The sequence below is a fragment of the Hyphomonas jannaschiana VP2 genome (genome assembly GCF_000685215.1).
In the GTDB taxonomy this organism is placed as follows: domain Bacteria; phylum Pseudomonadota; class Alphaproteobacteria; order Caulobacterales; family Hyphomonadaceae; genus Hyphomonas; species Hyphomonas jannaschiana.
On the sequence record NZ_ARYJ01000001.1, the window covers coordinates 27,053 to 53,806 of the forward strand.

Genomic DNA, 26,754 nt, shown 5'->3' on the forward strand with positions numbered 1-26,754 from the left:
GACCCCTGAAATCCGGACTTGGCCATATCGATAAGGCCCACGTCACCTTAGCGTCAACGCGCTGTTACCGTTCTGTCATCGAAAGAAGCGGGGTGTGGTTTATTTGCCTCAGTTGGCGAGGCAATCAGCGTCATGTGAGCAAAAAACTGAGGATAACCAGCCCGAGGGCCAGCACAAACAGGACGGTTATGCCCAGGATTAGCAATATCGAGGTACGAAAGGCCGCCATGAACAGGCCGGTCCCGTAGGTGACCCGGAGCTGGCGATGCAGGTACCAGATGCCCCAGAGCGTGCCGATTCCGAACAGCCACCCAGCCCCAGTGTGCAGGAATGCAGCAGCGAGCAGCAACAGGGTCAACAGGCTGTAAATGAAGGTCTGGAAATGGAGGGCCGTGATCACGTGGTCATATACATAGATCCTGCGGTGCCATGCGTACATGACCGTCAGCATCAGGGCCAGGAGCGGCATGAACATCAGGCTGAACCGCGGTGCCCATTCGCGCAGGCGGGCTCCGAACCGGTCCTGGTTTTCCAGGACGCGGGCGAGCCGGTTCCCTGCCCCTCTGATCGTTGCGACCTCCTCCGGCGAGGCATCTTCATTCGTGGTCAGCTCGATCATCTCGTCGAGCGCGTCACGGTCGACCTGGCCCGTCGACTCGTCGAGAATCGGACTTTTCGAGCCGGATTCGAGGTTGGCGAGCGTCTTCTCCAAGACGGTCCGGGTATCGGGATCGAGGTTTTCGTCGGCCAGCTGGGCGTCAATGGTCTCAATCAGCTTCGCACTATCCTCTTCGGACAGGCTCAAGGTCGAGCCGGGGTTGAGCTGCCAGTCCTGGTACCAGCCCAACCGGTCGCCGAGGCCGAAAACCGTAAGGAAAAACAGTACCGAAGCCAGCAGGAACAGCCGGAATGGCGGCACATAGCGGGCGCGCTGGCCGTCCAGATAATTCCGCGTCATCCGCCCCGGCCGGAACAGCAGCATCGGCACCGAGCGCCAGAGCCGGCTGTCCAGCGCGAACGTGTCGGCCAGGCTGGAAGCGACCAGGCTGAAGAAAGGCCGGTGAAAGTTCGACGCAAGCTGGCCGCACCGCGAGCAATAACGCTCGGCGACAGGCGCCCCGCAATTCCGGCAGGGCTCACCCTTCGTGACCGGGTGGTGTTCGCCGGAGGTCAGGCCGCCGAGCGCGGCAGCCCCGACGGCTTCCATATCGTGGCTCATGCCGCCTCCCCCTGTTCAGCGACTTTTATTCCGCCGGTTTGATACCACTCTTGCACATGAAGCGCGAGCGGTGCTGGTCCTTGGCGTTGTCCTCATAGCCGGTCAGGTCCGGATCCACGAGGTTCTTGGTGACCTGGAACCACATTGGCGTGATCGGATAGTCGTTCAGCATCAGGTCTTCGGCCTCGGCAAAGGTCTCGGCCCGCTTTTTCAGGTCGAGTTCCGAATTCGACCGCTGCAGCAGGGCGTCGTATTCCGGATTGTTGTAATTGCCGTAGTTCTGCTGGCCGGTGTCGGATTTCAGCAGGTAGAGGAAGTTGATCGGGTCGTCGAAGTCGGCAACCCAGGCCGCATCCGCCACCTGGAAGTCCGACTGGCGCAGGCGCGCATACAGCACTTTGGTGTCCTGCTTGACGATGGTCGGTTTCACCCATGGCGCAATCTCGGCCCAGTTGGCCTGCGCGACCGGGGCGACCTTCGGATTATCGTCGGTCGAGCGGTGGATGTACTCGAACGCCAGCGGATTGTCCGGCCCGTAGCCAGCCTCTTCCAGCAGGCGCTTGGCCTCTGCGAGGCGTTCCTCGCGGGGCATGTTCTCCCACTCCACATGCGGACGCGGTGCATCGTAATTGTCGATCCCCGGAGGCACCATGGAATAGGCCGGCACATAGCCCGGCGTCAGGACGCTTTTCACCATGAACTCCCGGTCGAGCGCCATGGACAGCGCCTTGCGCACGCGCACATCGTCGAACGGGGCAATCGAGGAATTGAACGTCCAGTATGTCGTGATCAGGGCCGGCGTTGTGCGCACCCAGCCCGGCAGCTTGGCCTCGATTTCGGCCTGACGGGCGCCATCGAAAGCATTGTTGATGTCCAGCTCGCCGGCCTGGATCTTGTTCTCGACCGAGGTCAGGTCTTCCAGTTCGAAATAGACCACGCGGTCGAAACAGGCATCCTCGGCACCGAAGCCGGTCGGGTTCTTGTCGGCCACCAGCTGGTCGCCGGTCCGCCAGTAGACAAGCTTGTACGGACCGTTCACCACGATGTTGTCAGGCTGAATCCAGGCATCGCCATAGGTTTCGATCGCATGGCTTGGCACCGGATAGGTCGTGTAGTGCGACAGGAGGCCCGGCAGGTATGGTGCCGGGTATTCCAGCGTCAGTTCCAGCGTCCTGTCGTCAATCGCACGGGCGCCCAGCTCTTCCGGCGGCAGCTTCCCTTCATTGATCGGCGCGGCATTCTTGATGAGGTAAAGCAGCGAGGAATATTGCGACGCCACTTCCGGAGACTGGATACGGCGCAGGGCGTAGACGAAGTCATCCGCCACCACCGGATTGCCATCAGACCAGTAATAGTCGCCCAGATGGAACGTCCAGACGAGACCGTCTTCGCTGGTCTCCCAACTCGTCGCCATGCCGGGTTCCGGGCGGGCATCGACGCCATCGGTGGTCAGGCCGATGAACATGTCGCCAATGATGATGTTCTCCCACTGGGCCGAAGACTTGTGCGGATCCAGCGTGTCGACCTTGGCCGAAATACCGCGCCGCAAGGTCGGCACATCGCTGGCAGATCCGCCGCCACCGCCGCCTCCGCAAGCTGCCAGGACAAGGGCCAGTGCGCCTGTGGCCATAAGGCCGCGCATACGGGAGAAGATCATTCACATACTCCTAGGTGGTCTCAATCTGGATCGTTTGCTGCCAGATGGCGGCCCAAATGAAAAGACTTTGCTTATTTTGAATGAACGGAAGCTGAGTTTGCCGCAAACTGCGGCCTCCCCTTCCCGGGCCTTCCCGGATTTGCCAGAAATAGCGCCAATCAGGGGCACCAAAGCCCCCCATTTCGAGGAACGCCGCCATGAAACGCCCGATCACGCTCATCGCCGCCGCCATCACCCTGGCCACCCTGCCCGCGCTGGCCGAGGATGTGTCCACGTCCGACGTTTATGCCTGCAAGGACATCGCGACGGATGCCGAGCGGCTGGCCTGCTATGACACGGCTGTGGGCCGCCTTAAGGCCGCCGAGGAAGCCGGAGAGGTGAAGACGTTCACCCGCAAGGAAGTCGAGGAAGTGAAGCGCGACAGTTTCGGCTTCTCGATCCCCTCGCTCCCGAAACTCGCCTTTGGCAACAAGGATGAGAACGGAAAGTCCAAATCGGATGAGCTGAAGGAAGTGACCTTCCCGATCCGGTCTATCAGCGGCAAACGCCGCGCGCTGGTTATCACGCTGGAGAATGGCCAGGTGTGGGAGCAGATCGACGACAAGGGCGTCAATCCGCGCGGCCAGAAGGAGGCCCGCATCTATCAGGCCGCGCTCGGCAGCTACAAGATGAAGCTGGACGGTGGCCTGGCCTTCCGCGCCAAACGCGTGAAATAGCGCCCAATCCCTGCTCGCCGGCCTCGTTTCGGCACGAAAGGCGGGCCCGGCTGTTGAACCCTCGCAACGCTTTGGCTTATCCGGACGTATAAGACACGTCACCGTAAGGAGCCCTGTCATCGCCGGCGAGGAAAACGCGAAAAAGAAAGACGACCGCTCAAAGCGGGAAAAGCTGAAGCTCGCGATGCGTATCCGGTGGATGAAGCGCGCCCGGCCGCCCATCCTGTTCGCCCTGATTGGCGCCGCAATCCTGACGGTACCGCATACGGGTCTGGTGCCTGACTGGGACAAGCTCGGCGAATGGCCGGACATAATCGCCTCGATCTGTTTCATCGGCGCAATCGGCTGGACAATCGGCACACTGGTCGACGGGCTGATCAAACGGCGGCTCGCCAAGCTGAACTTTCACGAGGCCGACAATCTGCAAGCCCGTAAATCGGCGACCCGGCTGGACGTTGTCCGGCGCATCTGGGTTGTTGCGGTCGGCGTGATCTCCGTCGCCGCGGCCCTGACGCTGATCCCCGGCGTGAAACAGTTCGGGGTCAGCCTGTTTGCCTCAGCCGGCATAGCCGGTATCGCGGTCGGTATTGCGGCCCGGCCCATGCTGTCCAACCTGATCGCGGGCCTGCAGATCGCTTTTACCCAGCCAATCCGGCTGGACGATGCCGTCGTGCTGGAAGACGAATGGGGATGGATCGAGGAGATCGGCCTCTTCTATGTTGTCGTGCGCATCTGGGATTGGCGCCGCCTGATCGTGCCGCTGTCCTATTTTATTGAACAGCCCTTCCAGAACTGGACACGGAAGTCCGCCAATATCATCGGCAGCGTTTTCTGGTCTCTGGACTACCGGGCGCCGGTGGCCGACATGCGGGACAAGCTGACCGAGATCTGCCGCGCCACGCCACTATGGGATGGCGACGTCGTGAATTTGCAGGTGACAGATACGGGCATGAATACGATCCGTATACGGGCGCTGGCGAGTGCACGGAACTCTCCTGACGCCTGGGATTTGCGCTGCTTTATCCGTGAAAAGATGATTACCTGGCTGCAGGAAAATCACCCTGAAGCCCTGCCCCGTATCCGCAACGAACTCGACACCCTGCCAGAGGGCGCGTTCGATGGCCGGGCGGTTCAGGCCGGACGGATGGAATAGACGGCCGTCGCACTCATCACGATCTTCCCGCCAATGACAGCGGAGCCACCTGCGAACAGGATCGTGCGCGTGCGCCGGTCGATCCGGGTCTCGAAAGTCGCCGCTCCTGCATCCTCGATCCGGGCGGAGACATCGACCGTGACGGAAACGAGATCCACAGCCGAAGGCGCACACAATTCCTCCGCAGCGGCCCGGATGGCCCCCATCAGGTCAAGCGCCAGTTTCTCATCCGCCTGAAGCGTCGCCGTAGCCGTCATGAATGCAATTCCCCTGTTCGTCCGCCCTTCTTTAAACAGGCCAGAAGCGGAGGGAAAGGGCCGGGCTGCCGGGAGGCGGCCCACCCGGCCCTTTCAACACGTCCGTCTGGGGTGGGGGGACGCCGGACGTATCACACTGCTTACGACCTGCACCGGCGGCTGGATCAATGAAGTGGAAAATATTTTAGTGCATACAGAAAGGCCGCCCGGTGCAGGGCGGCCGCTCGTGTCGTATTTCCGGGGGGATCAGGCAGCCCTTGTATCGCTGTCGTCTGCCTTGGTGTCGCTGTCGAGATCCGAACCGATCAGGTCGCCCAGATGGCCGAAACCGGTCAGGCCGTGCACCTCTTCCATATGCGTGGAGATGGCCGGCAGGAGCGCACCGATGTTCTTATGGTCCAGCCCGATGCCATGCAGCGCCGTGATCATCTCGCGCGCGACGCGGCGTTTGCCGCCTGGCGTCTGCTCGATCATGCGGGCGATTTCGCCGACCGGAGCACCGAGTTCACTTCCCGTCCGGGCCGACAGGGCGCGTGCGCCCGGAAGTGTCTTGAACATGGCGTCTGCGAAGGGGGAAGCCTGACGCTCGGCAGCGTTGAGCACGATGCCGAGGGCCTGCTTTGCGATAGGGTCCGCAAGGCCGCTGGTTTTAGCGATGTGCGCCGTAAGATCATTCATCATTGGCGTAGGCACTCCTAAGATTAACGGCCCTGGGATGTTCCATTAACCCGCGACAGCCTTTCTGTTTGGTTACCGGATCGGTGAAATCCTGAAGATTGCAGCAAAGCGCTGTTAAGAATATCCACGCCAGAGGAACCAAGGGGCAAGGACATGATCCGCATCGGCATCCTCGGCGCAGCCAAGATTGCGCCCAAAGCCATCATCGAACCGGCCCGGCGGCGGACCGACTGTCGCGTCGTCGCCGTCGCTGCCCGCGATGCCGGCCGCGCCGCTTCCTATGCCGAAGAGCATGGCATACAGCATGTCGCAGGCAGCTATGACGCCCTGATCGCGCGCGAGGACATTGACCTCATCTACAATGCCCTGCCCCCGAACCGGCATGCCGACCTGAGCATCGCGGCTCTCAAGGCCGGCAAGGCCGTGCTGTGCGAGAAGCCTTTCGCCATGAATGCGGATGAGGCTGCCCTGATGCAGAAAGCCGCGATCGAGGCCGACCGGCCGCTGGTCGAAGCCTTTCACTACCGCTTCCATCCTGCCTTCCTCCACGCCCTCGGCCATGTCCGCAGCGGGCACGTGGGCAAGATCCTGTCGATGGAGGCGGCGTTCTCTGTGCCCATCCCCTACCGGCCGGGAGAACTGCGCCACACGCTGGAAGCCGGCGGTGGCGCGCTGATGGATCTCGGCACGTATTGTATCCACATGGTACGGACGATGGCTGGCGCGGAACCGTCCGTGGCCTCCGCCGAATGCCATTGTGACCGGCCGGGTGTCGACATCTCCACCCATGCGCGGCTGGTGTTCCCGGGCGATGTGACCGCTTCGATCATGACCTCCATGTCGGAAACCGTCTCACGGCGGATCCAGCTCCATATCGAAGGCACCAGCGGGTCCCTGACCTTCAACAATCCGATCCACCCCTATCTGGGACACAAGGTCATTCTCCAACAGCGCGGCCAGCCGGACCGGACTGAGACGATTCCCGGCGACAGCACTTATGATTACCAGCTGGCGCACATGATTGATGTGCTGGCCGGACGCGCAGAGCCGCTGACCGGTGGCGCCGACGCCGTCGCAAATATGCGCGTAATTGATGCAATATATCGCAGCGCCGGCCTGCAGCCGAGGGGCGCCGAACAAGCCCCTTGAATCCCGGCGCGCCCTCGGATACCAGTTCCCGTATTGCAACAGGCGCTGAGCGCGGTCGCGTCACCAAGGCGAGGCAACCGCGGCGCAGGATAAGTCCTGTGTGCGACGCCTTCGGGCCACCTCCGGGACTTTTAACGAGCCCGGAGTGAGCCACATGAAAACCATTATCGAACCTTTCCGCATCAAATCGGTCGAACCGATCCGCATGACCACGCGTGAGGAGCGCGCGGACCTGCTGAAGGCGGCGAAGTACAATCTCTTCAAACTGCATTCAGACGATGTGATCATCGACCTCTTAACCGACAGCGGCACCTCGGCCATGAGCGCGGCGCAGTGGGGTGCAGTCATGACGGGCGATGAGAGCTATGCCGGAGCGCCAAGCTTCTACCGGTTTGAAGCCGCGGTCCGTGACCTGATGGATTTCAAGCACATCATCCCGACCCACCAGGGCCGCGCCGCCGAACACCTCTTGTTCAACCTGATCGCCAAGCCTGGCCACATCATCCCTTCCAACACGCATTTCGACACGACCCGCGGCAATATCGAGGCGGCGGGCGCCGAAGCGGTGGACCTGCCGGTTGCGGAAGGCAAGGTCCCGTCCCTCGATCATCCGTTCAAGGGCAATATGGATCTTGAGGCCCTCGAAGCCCTGCTCCGCGAGAAGCGCGACTCCGTCCCCGCCGTGATGATGACCATCACCAACAATGCCGGCGGCGGCCAGCCAGCTAGCCTTGAGAACATCCGCGCTGCCGCGCAGATCGCCCAGCACTACCGCAAGCCCTTCTTCATCGATGGCTGCCGCTTCGCCGAGAATGCCTGGTTCATCAAGCTGCGAGAGCCCGGCCAGCAGGACCGCAGCATCAAGGCCATCATCCACGACATTTTCGAAGTCGCCGATGGCATGACGATGAGTGCCAAGAAAGATGCCTTCGCCAATATCGGTGGCTGGCTGGCACTGCGTGACGATGCGCTGGCCGAACGCGCCCGCACCCTGCTGATCCAGACCGAAGGCTTCCCCACCTATGGCGGCCTTGCGGGCCGGGACCTCGACGCCATCGCGCAGGGCCTCTCGGAAATCATTGACGAGGATTACCTGCGCTACCGGGTGCGGACGAATGCCTACATCGCCGAAAAACTTGATGCGATGGGCGTGCCAGTGGTGAAGCCGGCGGGCGGCCATGCCGTCTTCGTCGATGCCCGCGCCTTCCTGCCTCACATCCCGCCGCTGGAATATCCAGGCCAAGCGCTGGCCTGCGCACTTTATGAAATGGGCGGTATCCGCGGCTGCGAGATCGGCACCGTCATGTTCGGCCGCAAACCCGATGGCAGCGAGGAGCCAGCGCGGATGGACCTGGTCCGCCTTGCCATGCCCCGGCGTGTCTACACCCAGTCGCACGCGGACTATATCGTCGAGGTGTTCGAGGAACTCGCCGCCTCGAAGGACCATCTGCGCGGCCTGAAAATCGTGAAAGAGCCGCCGATGATGCGGCACTTCACGTCAGAATTTGAACCGCTCTAGGCTGCGTCGCGGGCGCGTTCGATCCACTCCTCGACTTCCTCTTCCATGAAGAGGTCGTCGCCGCGGCGGACGCGCTCGCCTTCCGGCGAATTCAGGAATTCAGTCGCCAGCAGGAACAAGGTGCGCGCGGGCGCTTCGGCCAGTTCCTTGCTGGTGCGGATGCCCGCGCCGACCATGATCTGAACGTCATGCACGCGCAGGCCCGGTACTTCCATCATCAGCTTCGTCTGATCCTGCCAGTCACGCAGGGTTTCGGAGTCGATATAGTGGACGTCCAGCAGGAAGGCCGTCTCCTCGATATCGCAATCGAGCAGATCGCCGATCGTGAAGATGCCGACATCTTCGAGGCGCGCGGCCGTCTTCGGTCCGATGGACGGCGCATCGACGACAGGGCTTTCGCGCGTCAGGCCGGAAGAGCGGACATGCGGCGCGTCGGCGGAAGCATCGTCTTCTTCCTCTGAAGCGGCAATCTCATCCACTTCATCCCCGGACACTTCTTCGGCCGAGTCGTCATATTCCTCGGCTTCGTAATCGTCTTCGTCCTCATATTCGGACTCTTCGTAGTCCTCTTCCTCGTCATACTCCTCGGACTCGTCGTCTTCGTCGTATTCCTCATCATCCTCGTCTTCGTCGAAGTCCTCGTCGTCTTCATCTTCCTCGTCGAAGTCTTCGTCTTCTTCTTCGTCGTCCTCGTACTCATCCTCGTCTTCGTCGGACTCGTACGCCTCATCGTCTTCGTCCTCGTCATCGCCAGCGCTGAGTTCGGCTTCTTCTTCGATCTCGGCGTCCACATCGAGTCCCGCCTCTTCGATGGCGGCGAGGTCTGCTTCGTCGAGGATCAGCTCTTCTTCCACATCGACGTCGTCTTCTACGTCGAGAGCCTCCGCTTCGACGTCATTGCTCTCGATTTCCCCGACAGCGATCTCTTCAGCATCAGCCTCGATCTCCGCTGCTTCGTCGAGGATGATGTCCTCCTCGGCGATTTCAGCTTCCGGTGCTTCGGTAACGACCGGGGCCTCCCCTTCCGGCAGCACATGGGCCGTACCGATCGGGCGGATTTCCTGCTTGTCGAGCTCCTTCAGCGGCACACGGAGCACCTGCGCCGCATGCTTCTTCCGGATGATCTTGTCGTCTTCCGGCAGGGTCTTGATCACTTTGCCGGTCTTCTGGAATTCCTTGTACATGCGCTCGACCTGCGCGCGATCATTCACATCGGCGAGCTTCGCCGTGATCCAGCGCAGCGGAATGTCCAGCGTCTCGATATAGCCCTGCAGTGTAAGGCCGACCTTCGGCGGGGCAACGGCTGCCTCTTCCACTGCCTGGGTCACCAATACGGCAAAGCCTGCCGTGGCATAGGCGACGAGTTCGGCAATGCCTTCGCGCATCGTGTCATCCAGACCGGACGGCGGATGAGAGACGCCGCGGTCCAGATCGTAATGGTCGATGAAGGTGTTGTAGAACGTGTTCGACAGCGTCGCGCCTTCGACCACCATGTCGGCGACGAAGCCCGGCCCGGCCGGCACGCGGATGTCCGGATAGCCATTGGCCTCGATTATCTCGTCGATCACGTCCCGGCTCTTGGCGATCGACCATTCGACGGCGCGGTGGATGACCCCCTCTTCCTCTGTCTGTCCCGTATGGAAAGGCTGGATCGGGTCCGCGTAATAATGGCTCAGTACGCCGAGCGCATAGGCCGCCTTGCTCCATTTCTTTGCGCGGAGAAGTTCGACCGAACGGGCGTACCATTCCATCGCCTTGCCGGGCGCTCCGCCCCACAGGCCTTCATTCACGTGACAGACGTGATTCTTGAAGTCCCTGAACTTCGCATCCGGTGCCTTGGCACCTTCCAGCAGATGCTCATGGTGCACCAGGAAGACCGATTTCCAGGCCTCCCCCTGCTCCCCGCCAATGAGCGACAGAGCATCCAGCGCGATATAGTGATGGGTAGAACGGCAACGATGGGCACGAACGACACGCTCGAGCAGAGACATGGGCGAGACTCCTCAGCCTGGCAGATTGTCAGACTGAGGAGTGCGTTAACTTGGTTACCCGGTTGTTAACCCTTCGCCCCTTGCGCGAAGAATTTTCAGCAAATCAGCGGACCGCGAAGTCAAACGGTTCGTTACGGTTCTTGCCCTTGTTCGGACCCATGAAGCCGAACAGGTGGCCCGCCACCTTGCGCATCTGGATCTCTTCGGAACCTTCGGTGATGCGGTAACGGCGGTGGTGGCGGTAGATGTGCTCAAACGGCTTGTGGCGGGAATAGCCAATGCCGCCATGCACCTGCATGGCCCGGTCGGCCGCATCGCAACAGAGGCGGTTGGCCTTGTAGTTACACATCGAGACCTTGTCGGAGAGCTTGATGGCAACCTCCGGCTTGGACATCTGGTCGATTTCCCATGCCGTCTTGAAAATGAAGAGGCGCAGCATTTCCGCCTCGGTCGCCTGCTCCACCAGCGGGAACTGGATCGCCTGGTTCACCGACAGCGGCTTGCCGAAGGGGCGGCGCTCATTGGCGTAGTTCACCGCTTCGGTGATACAGTACATCGCCGCGCCGACCGAGCTGGCCGCCTGGCGGATGCGGTTCTCGTGGACAAAGTGCTGGGCGAGCGCGAGCCCCCCTTCCGGCGGGCCGAACACGGCATCTTCCGGCACCCAGACATCCTTGATGGTCAGGCGCGGGTGGTCCGTCGGCATGTTGAAGGTCCACATATACTCTTCAATGATCACGCCGGGATCATCGGCCGGAATGATCAGGCAGGTGATGCCCTTCGCATCGCCGTCCTCGCCGCTGGTGCGGCAGAACAGCATGATATGGCTGGCGACGTGCATGCCGGTGATCCACATCTTCTCGCCATTGATCAGCCAGCCATCCTTGCCGTCTTTCTTGTGGCGGACGGCGCGGGTTTCCATGTGCGTGGCATCAGAGCCGTGATGCGGCTCGGTCAGGCCGAAGCAGGCCTTGAACTCCCCCTTCAGCGCGGCATCCGCGAGGTGGCGCTGGTCCGGACGGGCAAAGTCGCGCAGCATCAGGATCTGCGGGAAATTGCCAACGATCGAGTGCTCGTTCTGCAGGTCGTTGTGCAGGCCGAGGCCCTTGCGGGCGAAATGTTCGCGGATGATGGCCATGCCGAGATTGGTGCCATCCTGACCGCCGAACTCCTTCGGCAGCGCGTAACGCAGGTGGCCGGCGGCGTCGGCGCGGCGTTTGGCTTCGGACAGCAGTTCTTCCCATTCCGGACGCGGCAGGCCGCCATTCTCGAAATCGGTGCGGGCCCATTCGCGGCGGTGGTCAAAGAAGCGGATGTTATCGTCCTGCTCCTCAAGTGGCTTGATTTCGTCCTCGATGAACTTGTCGAGCACCACCAAATAGTCGGCGATCTCCTGGGGAATATTGAAGTCCATGTCGCGTCTCCTCCTGACCTTTGTCTCGTTTCTTCAAAGTCTTGACCACGAGCATATCGAGGCAGCGGCGCACGGCAATTTGTGCCGCGGGGGCAAGCGGCGAACTAAAATGAGGCATTAGAAAAATTATAATCATTGAACGATTGACATTTTATTCAGTGATCATATTCTTACTCATGTGACTTCACCGGGTCACAGCCATCCAACGCAAAAAGGTTTCCTCCCATGACCTCCCGCATCCTCTCTCTGACTGCCTCTGCAACCCTTGCCGCCGCCACCCTGTTCGCAGCCCCGGCTTCGGCGGAAATCCAGCGCGTTGTGCAGCTGGACCTACAGTATGACACTGCCGTCCTCGGCACAGCGTCCGGCGCTGAAACCGTTCTGGAATCCTTGCAGGATCAGGCCACCGCTGCCTGCCGCTACACCCGCCCGGTCGCCGGTGCGCCGCGCGTGGACGATGTTTGCGTATCGGAAATTCTCGCCAAGGCCGTCATCGAGATCGACGATGCTGAGCTGACGCGCCTGTACACTGCCAGCACCGGCCAGCCGGCCCGCATCCTGGCTTCTCTGAAGTAAGTGCGATACTTAATAAAAACCGCTGAACACTTGACGAAATTTTCAGCGCTATCTAATGGTTCAGCGCCGGGAACGTCCACCGCGCCCCGGCGCTGAATATAATCATAAGCGATAAAGGCATCCTCCCATGCTCCGTTCCGCAATTCTTGGCGCCGCCTTCCTCGGCCTCGCCGCCCCGGCACTCGCCACCACCTTCACCTTCGAGACAGCCAAACCGGTCGACGACTCGCGCGTCACCGTGATCGGCACAGTCTGGACCTGCGAAGGCACCGTCTGCACAGGCGACATGGACCGTAAGAAAGTCACCCTCCGCGACTGCAAGAAAATCGCGAAGAAGACCGGCGAAATCACCTCTTTCAAGAACGACAAATACGAGCTCTCGGCTGAAGACATCGAAACCTGCAAGGCTTCGGCCCGCGACTAAAACAGGCGCGGTTTTCCCGCGAACTCTCCAGAGCCTCTCCTCGGGCCGCCTCGGATTCAAAGCCGGGCGGCCATTTTTTTGCGGTTTGTTCGCAACGCTCCGCCCGCTGGCACGTTTAAGCCTGTAATCGGAGAAGAGAGATGGCCCCAAGCAGGAATAAACCCCTGGAAAGCGTGCTCGACACCGCGATCGAGGATTGCGGCGACGATAAAGTCACTATCGGCGCGCTACTCGACATGTTCGGTGACCGGTCTTTCGGCCCGGTAATCGTCCTGCTCGGCCTGCTCGTCACCGTCCCGCCACTGGGCGGCATTCCCGGCCTGCCCGTCCTGGTGGGCGGTATCATCCTGCTGTTCAGCCTGCAGATCGTCTTCGGGGCGCGGCACATCTGGATGCCGCAATTTGTCCAGAACCGGGGGATCGATTGCTCAAAACTGGAAGAAGCCCGCAGCCGGGTGCGGCCCTGGTTGCAACGAGTCGACCGGATGATCACGGAACGGCTGACCTGGGCCACAGGCAGGATCGCGACCTATGGCGCGGCCCTGTCCGTTTCACTGCTTTCATTGCTGATGATACCGCTGGAACTGGTACCGTTCGCCGTTGCGGCGCCGGGCACGGCAATCGTTCTTTTCGGACTGGCCCTGGTCGCGCGGGACGGTGCATTGATGCTGGCCGGATTCGCCGGCACCGCAACCGCCTGCAGTATCGCCGTCTTCCTCGTACCCTGGAACACGGTTGCCGGCTGGTTCTGAGCCACCCGCCCCTTCCGTCCTACTCTTCCGCCGCAGGTTCGACCGGTTGCCAGAGTTCGAGTTTGCGGCCGTCCGGATCCATCACCCAGGCAAATTTGCCGTAGGATTCAATCATCGGCTCACCCTCCATCGCCACCCCTTCCGCCTTCAGACGGTCCAGCATGCCATCGAAATCATCGACCATCAGGTTGAGCATGAAATCGGCGCCTGAAGGTTTGAAATAGTCGCTGCCTGCCTTGAACGGCGCCCAGATCGTGCGGGCGCCCTGCGGGTAGAGGGCCGCCGAGTCGGCATGGGCAAAACTGCTGCCGCCATAATCGTCGATCTCCAGCCCCAGCACGCGTTTGTACCAGTCGCGCGTCGCATCGACGTCTGCGCAGTGGAAGAACACGCCTCCCAATCCGATCACTTTTGCCATGTCTGCCGCCCCTTTCAGAAATCCTGTCGGGACATTCGGCCAAATCCGCGCAATGATCCGTCCCGATGCGCTTCCACCACGCTAGCGGCAGGAAGAAGAAAATCAAAGATGGGAGGAGGCTCCATGACGATTGAAGCATTGCGCACGCCGGACGACCGGTTTGCCAGCCTGCCCGGCTGGCCCTACGCACCGCACTATATTGACGACCTGCCCGGCTATGAGGGCCTGCGCGTCCACTATGTCGACGAGGGGCCGGAAAAGGCTGTGCGGACCTATCTGTGCCTGCATGGTCAGCCGACCTGGTCTTATCTCTACCGCAAGATGATCCCGGTCTTTCTGGACTCGGGCGCCCGGGTCATCGCACCGGACTGGCTGGGCTTCGGCCGCTCCGACAAGCCGGTCGCGGACGAGACCTATACATTCCATTTCCACCGCAACATGATGATTGAGCTGGTCAAACGGCTGGATCTCCAGAACATCACCCTCGTCTGCCAGGACTGGGGCGGCCTTCTGGGCCTGACCCTGCCGCCAGACATGCCGGAGCGGTTTGAAAGACTGATCGTCATGAACACGGCGATCGCGACCGGCGCCTCTCCCAGCGAAGGCTTCGATGCCTGGAAAGCCTACAGCGCCTCGCAGCCGGACCTCGACGTCGCCGCCCTGATGAAGCGCGGCACGCCCATCCTCTCCGATGCCGAGGCCGCGGCCTATGGCGCCCCTTTCCCAGACATCTCCTACAAGGCCGGTGTACGCCGTTTCCCCGAACTCGTCATGGTCGCGCCCGACATGGAGGGCGTGAAGACCTCCAAGCGTGCGGTGGAATGGTGGGGGCGTGAATGGCATGGCGACACGTTCATGGCCGTTGGCGCTGCCGATCCGGTGCTCGGCCCGCCAGTCATGGACGAATTGCGCGGCCAGATCCGGAACTGCCCGGAGCCGATGATCATCGAAGAGGCCGGCCACTTCGTTCAGGAATGGGGCGAACCCGTCGCGCGAGCAGCGCTGAAAGCCTTCGGGGAGCTTTAGCACGTGCCCAGCCCTATTGACGTTCTCTTCGACCACACAGAAGGGGAAGATTGGTATTGGGGCGAGGCGGCGAAAAAGATCGAAGAAACGTTTCCACACAATGATCCGCGCTCATTCGATGTGATCACATCTTCGCTGGACCAGTTGCCGGAGCTAATGAGACGTCATTCAGCGTGGCAGATCGCAACAAGCTTCGAATTCCTGTTCAACAATGTTCTCTCCTCCTACCCGTTCCTGTTTGCGGACGAACGCATCGCTGAACCGTACCGGGTACAGACAGTCAGAAAACTTTTCAAATTGTTCGACTTGTTTTTCCGCAATGCCGTGACATGCAACGATGGGCCGGTGCACTTGCAAAGAGAGTTCGTAGGCGACCCTGTGCAGGGCTACGTCAACACCGTCTGTTATATGTTTTGGGACAATTGCCCCCTGACGGACCTTGGCCTCCCAAGCATCAGAGACGCGTGCAGAGATGTCATGGAGCAATGCCTTACAATCCCTAATCATGCCATTATCGAAAGCGCACTACACGGGCTCGGGCATTTAGCACCTGGCGACACACGAGCTGCGGAGATTGCATTGAGCTATTCCCGGAGAGGTACCGGACCTCAGGAGCTTCTCGCTTATGCAAAGGCTGCATCAGAAGGGCATGTGCAGTAGGCTCAGCACATGACCGATTCTCCTCTACGCCCCGGTGCTGGATGCGGCGCGGCAATCCTCGATGATCAGGGCCGTCTGCTTCTGATCCAGCGCCTGAAAGAACCCGAAGCCGGGGCCTGGGGCCTGCCCGGTGGCAAGATCGATTTCGGCGAGCGCTCCGAAGACACGGCCCGTCGGGAAATCGAGGAAGAACTGGGCATCGTCATCGAACTGACGCGCCTTGCCTGTATCTCGGAAATCATCGACGGCGGTGACGGCCAGCATTGGGTCTCGCCGATCTACGAAGCCCGCATCGTTTCTGGAGCGCCGCGTATCATGGAACCCGAGAAGCATGGCGGCTGGGGATGGTTCAGCCGGGACGAGCTGCCCGAGCGCCTGACCACGCCGGCGATCACTTTCCTTGAAACAACTGCGAATGGGGCATGGCGGCCTGCCCTGAAGCAGTCTTTATAGGATGCGCATGCGCTGGCTTCGCCGAATCGTATTCTGGCTGATCTTCCTTGATCTGGTCGCAACCGCCCTCTTCTGGGGCGCGAGCCGGTTTATGGACCAATCACGCACCCTGTCCGGTGGTACCGGCGTCGTCTTCTACACAGACAATAACAAGGATGCGGCAGCGCGGATCGCCAAGGCAGTCAATCTGCTCAAGGCGGGCAAACTGGATCGTCTCTATATGGTTGGCGGCCACCGTCCGCAGGAGGGCTGGCTCGGCAGTCAGGAAATGGCGCTGATCGCGGCGCGCGGCTCCGGCCTTGGCGGGCGGATTTCTGCGGATGTGGAGAGCCGCGATACGATCTCGGGCCTGAAGAACCTCGCCCGCGATGCAAAGACCAAGGCGCCCGGTGAAATCGTCTTTGTTTCCAACTGCATGCAGGTGATCCGGGCAAAGGTCATTTACAATGCCCAGCCGGACCACCAGTCGCAGGTCAAAGGCGCCTGTCCGCCGGGCGATCTCAATCCACTCGATATATGGCGGCGCGCCCATTATGAGGCTGGCGCCTGGATCCTGTATGCGATGCCGGCAGGCTGGCGCGATGCGGTGCTGGACAGGCTGCGAGGCGCCGACGACCCTGCCGAATAAAAATTGTTCGAATCCGGGATATCAGCGCTTTCAGGAGCCCCGGGTGCGCCGCACCATGAAAATAAATCAAACAAGCGGTTCCGTAACAGGCACAAATGTTGCAAATTTTGGACGGGTGAGCCAAACGAGCGCACGAATTGCGCTGGGGAATTAGCACTAAAAGGCAGGAACAGAGGCTAAAATGAGCGATACTGTAGCGATCCTTGGAGAACTGGGGATTGAGCCCAAATCCGTCCGCAAAAACTGGAATGAGGCACGTCTGTACGAGACCTCTGTCGCGACGGGCGAAGCACGTGTCGCTGATGGCGGCCCTCTCGTTGTGGAAACCGGACAACACACCGGCCGTTCCGCCAAGGACAAGTTCACGGTCCGCGACGATACGACTGAAAACACGGTCTGGTGGGACAACAACGCCGCCATGACGCCGGCTCAGTTCGATGCCCTGCTCGAAGACTTCAAAACCCACCTGGCCAGCAAGGACGTGTTTGCCCAGGAACTTTTCGGCGGCGCTGACCTGTCTCACCGCCTGCCGGTAACCGTGATCACCGAATATGCCTGGCACTCCCTCTTCATCCGGCACCTGCTGCGCGTGCCTGAAGCCGGTGAGTACGAAAACTTCGAATCGCAATTCACTATCATCAACTGCCCGAGCTTCCGGGCCGATCCGGCACGCCATGGTTGCCGCTCCGAGACCGTGATCGCGGTCAACTTTGCCAAGCGCATGGTTCTGATCGGGGGCACGTCCTACGCCGGCGAGACCAAGAAATCGGTCTTCACGGCGCTCAACTATTACCTGCCGGCCAAGAAGGTCATGCCGATGCATTGCTCGGTGAACACTTCGCCGGACGATGACGCAGCCATCTTCTTCGGCCTGTCGGGCACCGGCAAGACGACCCTGTCGGCCGACGCCAGCCGCATCCTGATCGGCGACGACGAGCATGGCTGGTCCGAGAACGGCCTCTTCAACTTCGAAGGCGGCTGCTACGCCAAAATGATCAAACTGTCCGAAGAGGCAGAACCGGAAATCTTTGCAACGACAAAGCAGTGGGGCACCGTCCTCGAAAACGTCGTGATGAATCCGGAAACCCGCGAACTGGACCTCGACGATGCGACGCTCGCCGAGAACTCCCGCGGCGCCTATCCGATCTCGGCCATTCCGAACGCGTCCCTGTCGGGCCGCTGCGGCCAGCCGAAAAACCTCATCATGCTGACGGCAGATGCCTTCGGCGTCCTGCCGCCAATCGCCAAGCTGACCCCGGCCCAGGCGATGTACCACTTCCTGTCCGGCTACACCGCCAAGGTCGCCGGCACCGAGAAAGGCGTCACAGAACCGACGGCGACCTTCTCCACCTGCTTTGGCGGCCCGTTCATGCCGCGCCATCCGTCTGAATACGGAAACCTGCTGCGCGAACTGATCGGCAAGTATGACGTCAGCTGCTGGCTGGTCTCCACCGGCTGGACCGGCGGCCCCTACGGCACGGGGCACCGTATGCCGATCAAGGCGACGCGCGCCCTGCTGAACGCTGCCCTCGACGGGTCGCTGAACGATGTCGAGTTCCGTACGGACGAGACCTTCGGCTTCCAGGTTCCGGTCGCCGTGCCGGGCGTCGATGCAAAGATCCTCGATCCGCGCTCGACCTGGACCGACAGCGCTGCCTTTGACAAGCAGGCCGCCAAACTGGCCGACATGTTCGTGGAGAACTTCGCGAAGTTCGAAGCCTATGTGGACGATGCCGTGAAGGCCGCTGCGCCGAAGGCCAAAGTCTCGGTCTGAGCCTGATCAACTTCATCAGATATTGAGCGCCGCCTGCCCCCAGGCGGCGCTTTTTTGCATTCCTGTCCCCCATTTACACCTCTCGCCAGCGTTATCGGGGCAAAAATTGCCGTGATTTCCTGCCGTTTACGCGAACGTCAGGGCTGGTGTTCCACCCGCTGGACCAGTAGGGTGCACCGCAACAATCACTGCAGTCCTTGGAGGGAAATCCATGCGTGAAGCCGTTATCGTATCTTACGCCCGTACGGGCATGGCAAAAGCCAACCGCGGGAGTCTGAACGACACCCACGGCATCACCATGGCGGGTCACGCCATCAAGGGCGCCATCGAGCGCGCCGGCATTGAGCCGGGTGCGGTCGAAGACGTGTTCCTCGGCTCCGCTCAGCCGGAAGGCGCCACCGGACACAACGTTGCCCGGAACGCAGCCCTCTGGGCCGGCTGCCCGTCCACCACCTCCGGCGCGACCATCAACCGTTTCTGCTCGTCCGGCCTGCAGGCCATCGCGAATGCGGCCCACACCGTGATCAACGAAGGCGCTCCGGTCGCCATCGGTGGCGGCGTTGAGTCGCTGTCGCTGGTCTCCCGTTCGGGCCACATGAACACCTTCCGCTACACGGAAGAGGAACTCATGAAGAAGTGGCCGGCGATCTGGATGACCATGATCGAAACCGCCGAAATCGTTGCTGACCGTTACGGCGTGAGCCGCGAAGCGCAGGACGAGTACTCCGCTGAATCCCAGAAGCGCACCGCCGCCTTCCAGGAAAAGGGTTACATGGCCGAGGAAATCGTGCCGCTGAAAACCCGCATGAAAATGGTCAACAAGGAAACCGGCGAAGAGACCTATCAGGACGTCGTCTGTGACCGTGACGAATGTAACCGCCCGGGCACGACCTATGAGTCGCTGGCTGGCCTGAAGCCGGTCTTCTCCGGCGGCATGGTCGTCAAGGAAGGCAAGTATGTCACCGCCGGTAACGCATCCCAGCTGTCCGACGGCGCCGCTGCCGTGGTCGTCATGGAAGCCAAGGAAGCTGCCAAGCGCGGCCTGACCCCGATGGGCCGTTTCGTCGGCTTCAACGTCGCCGGTTGCGATCCGGACGAGATGGGCATCGGCCCGGTCTTCGCCGTGCCGCGCCTGCTGGAACGTCATGGGCTGACCGTTGACGACATCGACCTGTGGGAACTGAACGAAGCGTTTGCGTCGCAGTGCCTCTACAGCCGTGACCGCCTTGGCATCGACCCGGAGAAGTACAACGTCAATGGCGGCTCGATCTCCATCGGTCACCCGTTCGGCATGACCGGTGCACGCTGCACCGGCTCCATCCTGATGGAAGGCAAGCGCCGCGGCGCCAAGTGGGGCGTTGTCACCATGTGTATCGGTGGCGGCATGGGCGGCGCCGGCCTGTTCGAAATCTACAGCTAGGATTTTAAAGACTTTTTCGAAGGGCCCCGGTAACCACCGGGGCCTTTTTCTTGTCACAGTTCTGTCATTTAAAGTGAGATGAACTGTCGCAAAACATATATATCTCCCCCGAAAGAATGTATTTCGCGGAGAGATTTCCCTTGGCGTTTCCGTCCCTTGCCCGGTCGTTTCCAACGGCCTGCCTGTGCCTTGCCGCGCTGGGCTCCCTGCCGCTGCCAGCCCTGGCGGAGGACTGGGAAACCCGGATCTTCGGACGTGCACAGTATGACTATACCGGATCAGAGGGGGATCAGTCCGGCTTTGCCCATGACCATGGCGAGATCCGGACGGCCCGTCTCGGACTTGACCTGAAACGGGGCGGCACGAAGGCCCGGCTCGAAGTTGCGCGCAACAATTCGGGCGATGTGGAACTCACCGACGTCTATGTGAAGCAGGCCCTCGGGCAATCGGGCTGGTCTGTCCGCGCCGGGCAGTTCAAGACGCAGAACTCACTCGACGAGCAGACCTCGGGCCGGTTCACATCCTTCTTCGAACGGCCGGCGTTCACCGATGCGTTCGCCTTCGACCGGCGCGCCGGTGTGCAGCTGGAACGCAATGGCGAGCGCCATTCGGTCTATGCCGGGCTGTTTGCGGACAACATCAATGATACCGCGTTTTCCGGCAGCCATGCCGCCGCCGCCCGCTATGTCTTCACGCCCGTTCTTACTGAAACAGAGCTGCTGCACCTGGGCGTGTCGCTGCGGTGGCGCGAGGCGGATGATCGCGGGTTTGAATACAGCCAGCGCCCCTTCTCGCACGATGCCGCCCCGATCCTGTCCACGCCGCGCTTTGCCAGCGAAGACCTGTTCGCCGGGGTCGAGGCCGCGACGATCCACGGCCCCGCCTGGCTGGCGGCAGAAGCCAGTGTGATGGAGGCGGGCCACGGCCCGGCTGGCGAAGCCACCTTCACCGGCGGCTATCTGGAAGCCGGCTATGTGCTGGGCGGCCACCGCACCTATGAACACAGCAAGTTCGGCCGGCCGCAGGTCGACCGCCCGGTAACGGAGGGCGGCCGCGGCGCGCTGCTCCTCGCCGTCCGGGCAGACTGGCTGGACATGACCGGCAGCCCGGCCAATGGCGGTCGGATGGACACGTTCGCCCTCGCCGCGGACTGGTACGCGACCTCCCACATCCATGCCGGGGTCAACCTCTACCGGATCGAGGCCGATCTCGGCTCCACCACGGCAGGACTGGCGCCGGACTTTGCCGCTTACATCCTTGAGGGCGGCCAGTCTGAAGACGTCACCGGGATCGGGGTGCGCGTCCAGATCGACTTCTGATCCACCAGCCTGAATCCGTTGTATTTGATAGAGTTTCTTATCGCTCACCTTAGTTCCGGCGCCGGGCATTCGACACTAGTTAGGTGGAGATGCTCAAAGGAATTGCCCAATGATCCGTACCTTCCTCGCCGCCACTGCCCTGGCCACGCTCATTGGCGCCTGCAGCCCAGCCGGTGAAACCGATGTTGAACCGGTGGACACGGCAGAGGCCGCAAGCCCTGAGGCAGGTCTGCCGGAAGATGCGACCGGCTTCATCACCGCCAATCCGCTGCCGCTGGCAGACGATGGCAGCATCCGCCGCGATGATTATGGCCGCCCTTATGAATATGCCCTGCTGGGGAAACCGCTGCCGCATTTCACCGGCACAATGCTGGACGGCACGGCATTCGATTCCAGCAGCCTGACCAACTGGACCGTCATCGATGTCTGGGGCCTGTGGTGCGGAGACTGCCTCGCCGATGGCCCCTATGCTGCCGCGCTCGCGACCGCGATCAACCAGGATCCGGACCTCGACTTCCTGTCGATCCATGTCCCGGCCAGCGCCGCGCGGACATCGCCGGAAGAGATGTACAAGAAATGGGGCTCCGTCGACGCCTATTTCGAGGAGAAAGGCTATTCCTATCCGGTCGTCATCGACCCGGATACGAGCCTGCGCACCGCGCTGCAAATCGGCTGGACCCCCTCCTACATTCTCGTGTCGCCGGATGGCGTGGTGAAAGGCTACCGCAGTGAATTTTCCGCTGCCGAAGGCGAGCCGGTGAAGGACTTCCTGAAAGACGTCGCCCGCGTGAAGGCTGGACAATAGGAAATCCCGTTCCGGGGCGGCGCGCGTTGGCCTGGAAAGACACAACCCGGCGTCGCGCCTGGCCCAATCCGGTACCACTTGCCGATGCAGGCATCAGGAATGGCGTTTCCTGGGCTGAATCTACATGCAGCATTTGAACAATCTGCCTGCACGGGCTAACTGATAGGCTCCGGACAGGGAAACGGGAGACGCCCCGGAATGCTTCATCCTTCGACCAAACGCCTGATCGACAAGCTCGGCGAGATGACCCGCAAGCAGCGGGTCAGCTGGGAAGAGAGCGACAATGACTCGGTGAAACACGACACCGAAGGCTATCGCGTCACCATCACGGCGGCGCCGCATGCCCTGCTGCTGACGGACACGCAGGGGCGCGAAATAGAGACCTGCACGCCGGAAGATTTCACGGGTGAAACCGATGTGGACGGGCGGCCCTATGCGGACTTCATCGAAGACCTGTACCGCGAAGCCCACCGCCACGCCCGGGGCGCCGAGAAGGCCATCTCCGCCCTGCTGAGCAGCCTGGACGAGGCGGATGCAGACAATAGCGATGAGGCGGCTGCGCCAGAACCGGAGACGCCTCTGGCAACCGCGGAAAGCTTCGACCATCCGGAAGATGAAGGCGACGAGTCCTACCCGCTGGAAGACCATGAACTGCCTGAGCCTGAATATGAGGGCCAGGCCGAGATGCAGGCAGCGATCGCCAGCATGGCCGACCAGATGCGTGGCACTGTGGAAGCGGATGCCCATCCGGAAGCGGTCGAGGCGCCAGAGCCGGAACCGGTTGTCGAGCCGCCTGTCATGCCGGTCGCCTCAGCCGAACCTGCCGCCGCGCCGGAGCCTGAACCGGAAGCGGACCCCTATGCCCCCTTTGCCGGATCCGAGGACACAGCGCGTGCCTACGCCGTGGCTGCTGAGTTCGCCACCCCGGCCGAACCGGAACCGCCAGCATTTGTGGCAGAGACCGACCCGGTATCAGACGCCCTCACCAGCCCCGCCGCACCGGAAGAAGAACCGCCTGCCCCGGAACCTTTCAGCGATGAGGCGCATGTCTGGGAGTCCATTCGCAATGCCGGCGCGCAGACCGAAGCAGCCCCCGCCGAACCGCAGGCAGAGTTTGAGCCAGCCCCCCAGCCTGAACCCGGGTCTGAGCCTCAGCCAGAGCCTGAACCGGTGAGCGCCACAGAGCCGGAACCGCCAGCGCAGGACGCCGCCCCGGCGACCGCCCGCCCCGGCCCGGTCTTCGGCTCCGGCATGTTCAGCGATCTCAGCCGCTACCGCACCCAGACGCCAGACCCGGCCCCCGAACCGGCCCCGGAACCCGAGCCGGAAGCAGCAGCCTCTGCCCCGGAGTTTGCAGAAGAGTTTGCAGAAGAGTCCGCCGCGGAGCCGCCGCAGGACCCTGTCGCTGAAGCCGCGCCAGAACCAGCTCCAGAACCCGCCCCGGAAGAACCGGCGCCGCAGCGCAGCTTCAGCCTGTCAGGCATCACGTCCGGCTTCGGCCTTGGCTCGACCCATTCCCCGGCGCGTCCGCAACCGGACACGCAGGCCGCCCCCGCCGCACCGGGCGAGCGCAGGATCATCGACGGAACGGTCGACCTGCCGGACACCGAGCCGGAACCCGAGGCCGAAACCGCCCCGGAAGCGGAATGGCGGATGGAGCAGGATGAAGACTTCGGCTTCACGCCGGAAGATCTGAAGCCCGGCATCCCGGCATCGCCCCTGCCGGCGGCAAGCGAGGCCGCGCCGGAACCGCCTGCGCAGGAGGCCGCGCCAGAGGCATCCGAGGCCGGACAGGAACCGGTTCAGCCGCACCGCCCTTCCCGGCGCTTCAATCCCTGGAACTGAGGCCCTGGAACTGACGGAACCCGTCCGTCTTCGGATCAACCGCGCCAGAAGCGGCGGGTCAGCACAACGAAGACCACGACGAATTCCAGCCGCCCGAGCAGCATGTTGATCGTGCACACCCAGGTGGCGAAGTCTGAAAAGTCCTGGAACGTACCCGACGGGCCGTTGATCGGCCCGAGACCGGGGCCGACATTCGACAGGGTCGTCGCCGCACCGGAAATGGCGGTCATCGCGTCCAGCCCGTCGAGGCCGAGCAGCGCCGCCGAGATCAGGAAGGTCGCGAAGTACAGGAACATGAAGACCATGACCGACTGGAGCGTGTCTTCATCGACGGTCTTGCCGCCGTATTTGATCGGCGAGCGGCGGTGCGGCTGCACCATGCGCTGCGAATAGGCGAGCATCGCCTTGGACGCGATCTCCAGCCGGAACATTTTCAGTCCGCAGGCCGCAGACCCGGCGCACCCGCCGACAAAGGTCGCGCCCAGCACGATGGCCATGACCGGCGTGCCCCAGGTATCATAGGGCGCCGAGGCATAGCCTGTGCCGGTCATCACGGAGATGATGTTGAACAGGGCTTCCTTGAAGCCATGGAAGACGTGATTGAAGATCGGCGGGTCCACCACCGCCTCGTGATAGATCACGATGACGCTGGCCAGGCCAAGTGCGATCAAGGCATAGAGGCGCGGCTGGGGATCGCTGAGCATCGGCCGGATCCGGCCCTGCAGCAGCAGCATCGCCAGCAGGCTGAACGGCAGGCCGGCCACGAACATGAAGAAGGTCGCTGCATAGGCCGCCGGCGTGTCGTTGAAATAGCCGAAAGACGCATCATGGGTGGAGTAGCCGCCGGCCGACATGGTGGTCATGGCGTGGCAGATGGCGTCGAACCAGGTCATGCCGCAGAGATAATAGACCAGCGCGCAGGTCAGCGAGATGATCAGATAGGTCAGGCCGAGATAGGTCGCGATGTCGGTCACGCGCGGCAGGAACTTGCCGGACCGGTCGGAGTTCTCCAGCTGGAAGAGCTGCATCCCGCCGACGCGCAGCTGCGGCAGGATGGCGATGGCCGTCACGATAATGCCGATGCCGCCGAACCACTGGATGATGGACCGCCACAGCAGCAGGCCGCGCGGCAGGGAGTCGAGCCCCGTCATCACCGTGGCGCCGGTCGTCGTCAGGCCGGACACGCTTTCGAACATGGCGTCGGTGAAGCTCATCCCCGAGGCGATGAAGGGAATGGCGGCCACTGCCGGCAAGGCCGTCCAGACCAGCACGGTCAGCAGGAAGCCTTCGCGCTGGCCGGTGCGTTGCACCTCGCCCCGTGAGAGCACCCAGAGACAGGTGCCAATAAACACGGCGCCGAAGGAGGATACCGAAAAAACATAGGCTTCCGGCCGCTTGTCCGCCCAGTCGATCAGGGCGCACGGCAGCATGGCCACGCCCAGGAGCACGGTCATAATGCCGATGGCAAGAAGGAGCGGGCGCAGCTGCATCTCAGTCGGTAACCATAGCGGGGAAAAGCTGCGAAGACGTCAACGCGGCCTGCCGGCACGAGCCATCGCCAGAGCCGGGGCCGCCCTAAGGCGCAGAATCGTCAGGAATAATCGGGTCATCAGCCAAGTGTCCGGACAGGCAGCAGACCCTACGTCGCCTGCATAAACTGCGCCAGTGAAGACTGCATCTGCCGTCCGGACGGGCAGCTGAGATTGACCGAAGGGAAAGCGGTCTCTAAAGCCGGGCCCATTCGTTACATTTGTACCTATCTGCAGCCCGGAAGCCCCATGTTCGACCACCCCTCCTTCGACGCCCATGAAGGCGTCCACATGTTTCATGATGCCGCCAGCGGCCTGCGGGCGATCATCGCCGTCCATTCCACGGCCCGCGGCCCGGCGGCCGGCGGCTGCCGGATGTGGGATTATGACAGCGGCGAAGCCATGCTGAAGGACGCCCTGCGCCTCAGCCAGGGCATGAGCTACAAGAACGCCATGGCCGACATTCCGCTGGGTGGCGGGAAATCCGTGATCTGGGGCAATGCCCGGACGGACAAGTCGCCGGACCTGTTCCGCGCCTTCGGCCGCGCCGTGAACAGCCTGCAGGGCCAGTACACCACGGCCGAAGATGTCGGCGTCAGCGTCGCCGATATGGAAATCGTGCGGGAGGAAACCCCCTATGTCGCCGGGCTCGACAAGGGGGAAGCCGCCTCGGGTGACCCCTCCCCGGTCACCGCCAAAGGCATTTTCCTCGGCCTCCGCGAGACCGCGAAACGGGCGCTTGGCACAGACGACCTCCGCGGCAAGACCGTCGCCGTCCAGGGTGTCGGCCATGTCGGCTCCTATCTTTGCGACCACCTGGCCGGTGCCGGAGCTGACCTCATCATCACCGATATTGACCAGGCAGCGCTGGAGGCGGTGTCAAAGCGGACGGGCGCTCGGATCGTCGCCCCGGATGCGATCTACGATGTCGAGGCCGATATTTTCGCTCCCTGCGCCCTCGGCGCGGTGGTGAATGAGCAGACACTGGACCGGTTCAAGTTCAAGGCGATCGCCGGGGGCGCCAACAACCAGCTGATCGTGCCGGAAATGGGCGAGCTGCTGCGGCGCAAGGGCATCCTCTACGCCCCGGACTATGTCATCAATGGTGGCGGCATCATCAATGTCGCGGCCGAGATTTCCGGCAATTATTCGCGTGACTGGGTCGAGGCCAAGCTGGCCCGGCTGGTCGAGACGCTGGGCGAAGTCCTCGACGAGGCGCTGTCTGAAGGAACGCCGACCAATGTCGTGGCCGACCGTATCGCGCGCGAACGGATCGCTGCGGCTAAGTAGAATCCCTTGCACACTTACACGTACGGCGTGTTAGACGTGGTGTCCTGACAGCCTCCTTCCCGGGGGCAGATTGATGCAGGAG

At 62.1% G+C, this 26,754-nt stretch carries 25 protein-coding genes; 17 read left to right on the forward strand and 8 right to left on the reverse strand.

What is annotated here, in order from left to right:
• Nucleotides 1-130: 130 nt before the first annotated feature.
• Nucleotides 131-1,219 (reverse strand): DUF3667 domain-containing protein, encoded by a 1,089-nt coding sequence (locus tag HJA_RS17660; RefSeq protein WP_081814433.1) that lies wholly within the window; start codon nucleotides 1,217-1,219, stop codon nucleotides 131-133.
• Nucleotides 1,220-1,244: 25 nt separating this feature from the next.
• Nucleotides 1,245-2,876, reverse strand: coding sequence for a peptide ABC transporter substrate-binding protein (locus HJA_RS00100; RefSeq protein ID WP_035576788.1), 1,632 nt, complete (start codon nucleotides 2,874-2,876; stop codon nucleotides 1,245-1,247).
• A 197-nt stretch (nucleotides 2,877-3,073) separates the two neighbouring features.
• Here HJA_RS00100 and HJA_RS00110 point away from each other — a divergent pair, with 197 nt between their 5' ends.
• Nucleotides 3,074-3,592 (forward strand): hypothetical protein, encoded by a 519-nt coding sequence (locus HJA_RS00110; RefSeq protein ID WP_035576791.1) that lies wholly within the window; start codon nucleotides 3,074-3,076, stop codon nucleotides 3,590-3,592.
• A gap of 184 nt (nucleotides 3,593-3,776) precedes the next feature.
• Complete coding sequence (locus HJA_RS00115; protein ID WP_051597187.1) at nucleotides 3,777-4,745, forward strand: mechanosensitive ion channel family protein; 969 nt, start codon at nucleotides 3,777-3,779, stop codon at nucleotides 4,743-4,745.
• Here HJA_RS00115 and HJA_RS00120 read toward each other — a convergent pair.
• Together HJA_RS00120 and HJA_RS00125 are read right to left on the reverse strand one after the other, a co-directional pair.
• Nucleotides 4,724-5,002, reverse strand: coding sequence for a hypothetical protein (locus HJA_RS00120; RefSeq protein ID WP_155839811.1), 279 nt, complete (start codon nucleotides 5,000-5,002; stop codon nucleotides 4,724-4,726). The genes HJA_RS00115 and HJA_RS00120 overlap by 22 nt on opposite strands.
• Nucleotides 5,003-5,248: 246 nt before the next feature.
• Nucleotides 5,249-5,683: a hypothetical protein gene (locus HJA_RS00125; protein WP_051597188.1), complete on the reverse strand. Its 435-nt coding sequence runs from the start codon at nucleotides 5,681-5,683 to the stop codon at nucleotides 5,249-5,251.
• A 150-nt stretch (nucleotides 5,684-5,833) separates the two neighbouring features.
• On the opposite strand from HJA_RS00125, the gene HJA_RS00130 reads away from it, so the two are divergent.
• Both HJA_RS00130 and HJA_RS00135 read left to right on the forward strand, forming a co-directional pair.
• Nucleotides 5,834-6,829 (forward strand): Gfo/Idh/MocA family protein, encoded by a 996-nt coding sequence (locus HJA_RS00130; RefSeq protein ID WP_035576796.1) that lies wholly within the window; start codon nucleotides 5,834-5,836, stop codon nucleotides 6,827-6,829.
• A gap of 154 nt (nucleotides 6,830-6,983) precedes the next feature.
• Nucleotides 6,984-8,348: a tryptophanase gene (locus tag HJA_RS00135; RefSeq protein WP_035576798.1), complete on the forward strand. Its 1,365-nt coding sequence runs from the start codon at nucleotides 6,984-6,986 to the stop codon at nucleotides 8,346-8,348.
• Here HJA_RS00135 and HJA_RS17665 read toward each other — a convergent pair.
• Nucleotides 8,345-10,339, reverse strand: a complete 1,995-nt coding sequence (locus tag HJA_RS17665; protein WP_051597189.1) for a DUF4332 domain-containing protein — start codon at nucleotides 10,337-10,339, stop codon at nucleotides 8,345-8,347. The genes HJA_RS00135 and HJA_RS17665 overlap by 4 nt on opposite strands.
• A gap of 103 nt (nucleotides 10,340-10,442) precedes the next feature.
• On the reverse strand, nucleotides 10,443-11,753 hold the full coding sequence (locus HJA_RS00150; RefSeq protein WP_035576801.1) for an acyl-CoA dehydrogenase family protein: 1,311 nt from the start codon (nucleotides 11,751-11,753) through the stop codon (nucleotides 10,443-10,445).
• 225 nt (nucleotides 11,754-11,978) lie between these two features.
• On the opposite strand from HJA_RS00150, the gene HJA_RS00155 reads away from it, so the two are divergent.
• The 3 genes from HJA_RS00155 to HJA_RS00165 all read left to right on the forward strand — a co-directional run bounded on the left by HJA_RS00155 (nucleotide 11,979) and on the right by HJA_RS00165 (nucleotide 13,505).
• Entirely contained in the window at nucleotides 11,979-12,329 is a 351-nt protein-coding gene (locus HJA_RS00155) for a UrcA family protein (RefSeq protein ID WP_035576803.1), read from the forward strand.
• 127 nt (nucleotides 12,330-12,456) lie between these two features.
• Entirely contained in the window at nucleotides 12,457-12,753 is a 297-nt protein-coding gene (locus tag HJA_RS00160; protein WP_051597190.1) for a DUF8200 family protein, read from the forward strand.
• A 140-nt stretch (nucleotides 12,754-12,893) separates the two neighbouring features.
• Complete coding sequence (locus HJA_RS00165) at nucleotides 12,894-13,505, forward strand: exopolysaccharide biosynthesis protein (RefSeq protein WP_035576804.1); 612 nt, start codon at nucleotides 12,894-12,896, stop codon at nucleotides 13,503-13,505.
• Between the two features lie 19 nt (nucleotides 13,506-13,524).
• Here the strand turns inward: HJA_RS00165 and HJA_RS00170 are convergent, their stop codons facing one another.
• Complete coding sequence (locus tag HJA_RS00170) at nucleotides 13,525-13,923, reverse strand: VOC family protein (RefSeq protein ID WP_035576806.1); 399 nt, start codon at nucleotides 13,921-13,923, stop codon at nucleotides 13,525-13,527.
• A gap of 123 nt (nucleotides 13,924-14,046) precedes the next feature.
• Between HJA_RS00170 and HJA_RS00175 the strand changes: the two genes are divergently transcribed.
• From HJA_RS00175 to HJA_RS00215, 9 genes are all read left to right on the forward strand, one after another.
• Complete coding sequence (locus HJA_RS00175; protein ID WP_035576808.1) at nucleotides 14,047-14,949, forward strand: haloalkane dehalogenase; 903 nt, start codon at nucleotides 14,047-14,049, stop codon at nucleotides 14,947-14,949.
• Between the two features lie 3 nt (nucleotides 14,950-14,952).
• Nucleotides 14,953-15,609 (forward strand): hypothetical protein, encoded by a 657-nt coding sequence (locus HJA_RS00180; RefSeq protein WP_035576811.1) that lies wholly within the window; start codon nucleotides 14,953-14,955, stop codon nucleotides 15,607-15,609.
• Nucleotides 15,610-15,618: 9 nt separating this feature from the next.
• Complete coding sequence (locus HJA_RS00185) at nucleotides 15,619-16,062, forward strand: NUDIX domain-containing protein (protein WP_051597191.1); 444 nt, start codon at nucleotides 15,619-15,621, stop codon at nucleotides 16,060-16,062.
• 7 nt (nucleotides 16,063-16,069) lie between these two features.
• Nucleotides 16,070-16,690 (forward strand): YdcF family protein, encoded by a 621-nt coding sequence (locus HJA_RS00190; protein ID WP_162177004.1) that lies wholly within the window; start codon nucleotides 16,070-16,072, stop codon nucleotides 16,688-16,690.
• A gap of 181 nt (nucleotides 16,691-16,871) precedes the next feature.
• Nucleotides 16,872-18,464, forward strand: a complete 1,593-nt coding sequence (locus HJA_RS00195; RefSeq protein WP_035576818.1) for a phosphoenolpyruvate carboxykinase — start codon at nucleotides 16,872-16,874, stop codon at nucleotides 18,462-18,464.
• 211 nt (nucleotides 18,465-18,675) lie between these two features.
• Nucleotides 18,676-19,884, forward strand: coding sequence for an acetyl-CoA C-acyltransferase (locus tag HJA_RS00200; protein ID WP_035576822.1), 1,209 nt, complete (start codon nucleotides 18,676-18,678; stop codon nucleotides 19,882-19,884).
• 140 nt (nucleotides 19,885-20,024) lie between these two features.
• Nucleotides 20,025-21,203, forward strand: coding sequence for an OprO/OprP family phosphate-selective porin (locus HJA_RS00205; RefSeq protein WP_162177005.1), 1,179 nt, complete (start codon nucleotides 20,025-20,027; stop codon nucleotides 21,201-21,203).
• Nucleotides 21,204-21,312: 109 nt separating this feature from the next.
• A complete protein-coding gene (locus HJA_RS00210; RefSeq protein WP_051597193.1) occupies nucleotides 21,313-22,008 on the forward strand; it encodes a TlpA family protein disulfide reductase in 696 nt (231 codons plus the stop codon).
• Nucleotides 22,009-22,206: 198 nt separating this feature from the next.
• Nucleotides 22,207-23,853, forward strand: a complete 1,647-nt coding sequence (locus tag HJA_RS00215) for a hypothetical protein (RefSeq protein ID WP_035576825.1) — start codon at nucleotides 22,207-22,209, stop codon at nucleotides 23,851-23,853.
• A 35-nt stretch (nucleotides 23,854-23,888) separates the two neighbouring features.
• On the opposite strand, the gene HJA_RS00220 is transcribed toward HJA_RS00215, so the two are convergent.
• Nucleotides 23,889-25,343: a TrkH family potassium uptake protein gene (locus tag HJA_RS00220; protein ID WP_035576828.1), complete on the reverse strand. Its 1,455-nt coding sequence runs from the start codon at nucleotides 25,341-25,343 to the stop codon at nucleotides 23,889-23,891.
• Between the two features lie 288 nt (nucleotides 25,344-25,631).
• On the opposite strand from HJA_RS00220, the gene HJA_RS00225 reads away from it, so the two are divergent.
• Nucleotides 25,632-26,672 carry a Glu/Leu/Phe/Val family dehydrogenase gene (locus HJA_RS00225; protein WP_035576830.1) on the forward strand — a complete coding sequence of 347 codons (1,041 nt, stop codon included), beginning with the start codon at nucleotides 25,632-25,634 and terminating at the stop codon, nucleotides 26,670-26,672.
• The last annotated feature ends 82 nt before the right edge of the window (nucleotides 26,673-26,754 follow it).

What these genes read in the sequence shown, in the direction of transcription:
- HJA_RS17660 (WP_081814433.1), bottom strand. Translation starts at nt 1,219, where the DNA reads ATGAGCCACGATATGGAAGCCGTCGGGGCTGCCGCGCTCGGCGGCCTG.
- HJA_RS00100 (WP_035576788.1), bottom strand. Translation starts at nt 2,876, where the DNA reads ATGATCTTCTCCCGTATGCGCGGCCTTATGGCCACAGGCGCACTGGCC.
- HJA_RS00110 (WP_035576791.1), top strand. Translation starts at nt 3,074, where the DNA reads ATGAAACGCCCGATCACGCTCATCGCCGCCGCCATCACCCTGGCCACC.
- HJA_RS00115 (WP_051597187.1), top strand. Translation starts at nt 3,777, where the DNA reads ATGCGTATCCGGTGGATGAAGCGCGCCCGGCCGCCCATCCTGTTCGCC.
- HJA_RS00120 (WP_155839811.1), bottom strand. Translation starts at nt 5,002, where the DNA reads ATGACGGCTACGGCGACGCTTCAGGCGGATGAGAAACTGGCGCTTGAC.
- HJA_RS00125 (WP_051597188.1), bottom strand. Translation starts at nt 5,683, where the DNA reads ATGATGAATGATCTTACGGCGCACATCGCTAAAACCAGCGGCCTTGCG.
- HJA_RS00130 (WP_035576796.1), top strand. Translation starts at nt 5,834, where the DNA reads ATGATCCGCATCGGCATCCTCGGCGCAGCCAAGATTGCGCCCAAAGCC.
- HJA_RS00135 (WP_035576798.1), top strand. Translation starts at nt 6,984, where the DNA reads ATGAAAACCATTATCGAACCTTTCCGCATCAAATCGGTCGAACCGATC.
- HJA_RS17665 (WP_051597189.1), bottom strand. Translation starts at nt 10,339, where the DNA reads ATGTCTCTGCTCGAGCGTGTCGTTCGTGCCCATCGTTGCCGTTCTACC.
- HJA_RS00150 (WP_035576801.1), bottom strand. Translation starts at nt 11,753, where the DNA reads ATGGACTTCAATATTCCCCAGGAGATCGCCGACTATTTGGTGGTGCTC.
- HJA_RS00155 (WP_035576803.1), top strand. Translation starts at nt 11,979, where the DNA reads ATGACCTCCCGCATCCTCTCTCTGACTGCCTCTGCAACCCTTGCCGCC.
- HJA_RS00160 (WP_051597190.1), top strand. Translation starts at nt 12,457, where the DNA reads ATGCTCCGTTCCGCAATTCTTGGCGCCGCCTTCCTCGGCCTCGCCGCC.
- HJA_RS00165 (WP_035576804.1), top strand. Translation starts at nt 12,894, where the DNA reads ATGGCCCCAAGCAGGAATAAACCCCTGGAAAGCGTGCTCGACACCGCG.
- HJA_RS00170 (WP_035576806.1), bottom strand. Translation starts at nt 13,923, where the DNA reads ATGGCAAAAGTGATCGGATTGGGAGGCGTGTTCTTCCACTGCGCAGAC.
- HJA_RS00175 (WP_035576808.1), top strand. Translation starts at nt 14,047, where the DNA reads ATGACGATTGAAGCATTGCGCACGCCGGACGACCGGTTTGCCAGCCTG.
- HJA_RS00185 (WP_051597191.1), top strand. Translation starts at nt 15,619, where the DNA reads ATGACCGATTCTCCTCTACGCCCCGGTGCTGGATGCGGCGCGGCAATC.
- HJA_RS00190 (WP_162177004.1), top strand. Translation starts at nt 16,070, where the DNA reads ATGCGCTGGCTTCGCCGAATCGTATTCTGGCTGATCTTCCTTGATCTG.
- HJA_RS00195 (WP_035576818.1), top strand. Translation starts at nt 16,872, where the DNA reads ATGAGCGATACTGTAGCGATCCTTGGAGAACTGGGGATTGAGCCCAAA.
- HJA_RS00200 (WP_035576822.1), top strand. Translation starts at nt 18,676, where the DNA reads ATGCGTGAAGCCGTTATCGTATCTTACGCCCGTACGGGCATGGCAAAA.
- HJA_RS00210 (WP_051597193.1), top strand. Translation starts at nt 21,313, where the DNA reads ATGATCCGTACCTTCCTCGCCGCCACTGCCCTGGCCACGCTCATTGGC.
- HJA_RS00215 (WP_035576825.1), top strand. Translation starts at nt 22,207, where the DNA reads ATGCTTCATCCTTCGACCAAACGCCTGATCGACAAGCTCGGCGAGATG.
- HJA_RS00220 (WP_035576828.1), bottom strand. Translation starts at nt 25,343, where the DNA reads ATGCAGCTGCGCCCGCTCCTTCTTGCCATCGGCATTATGACCGTGCTC.
- HJA_RS00225 (WP_035576830.1), top strand. Translation starts at nt 25,632, where the DNA reads ATGTTCGACCACCCCTCCTTCGACGCCCATGAAGGCGTCCACATGTTT.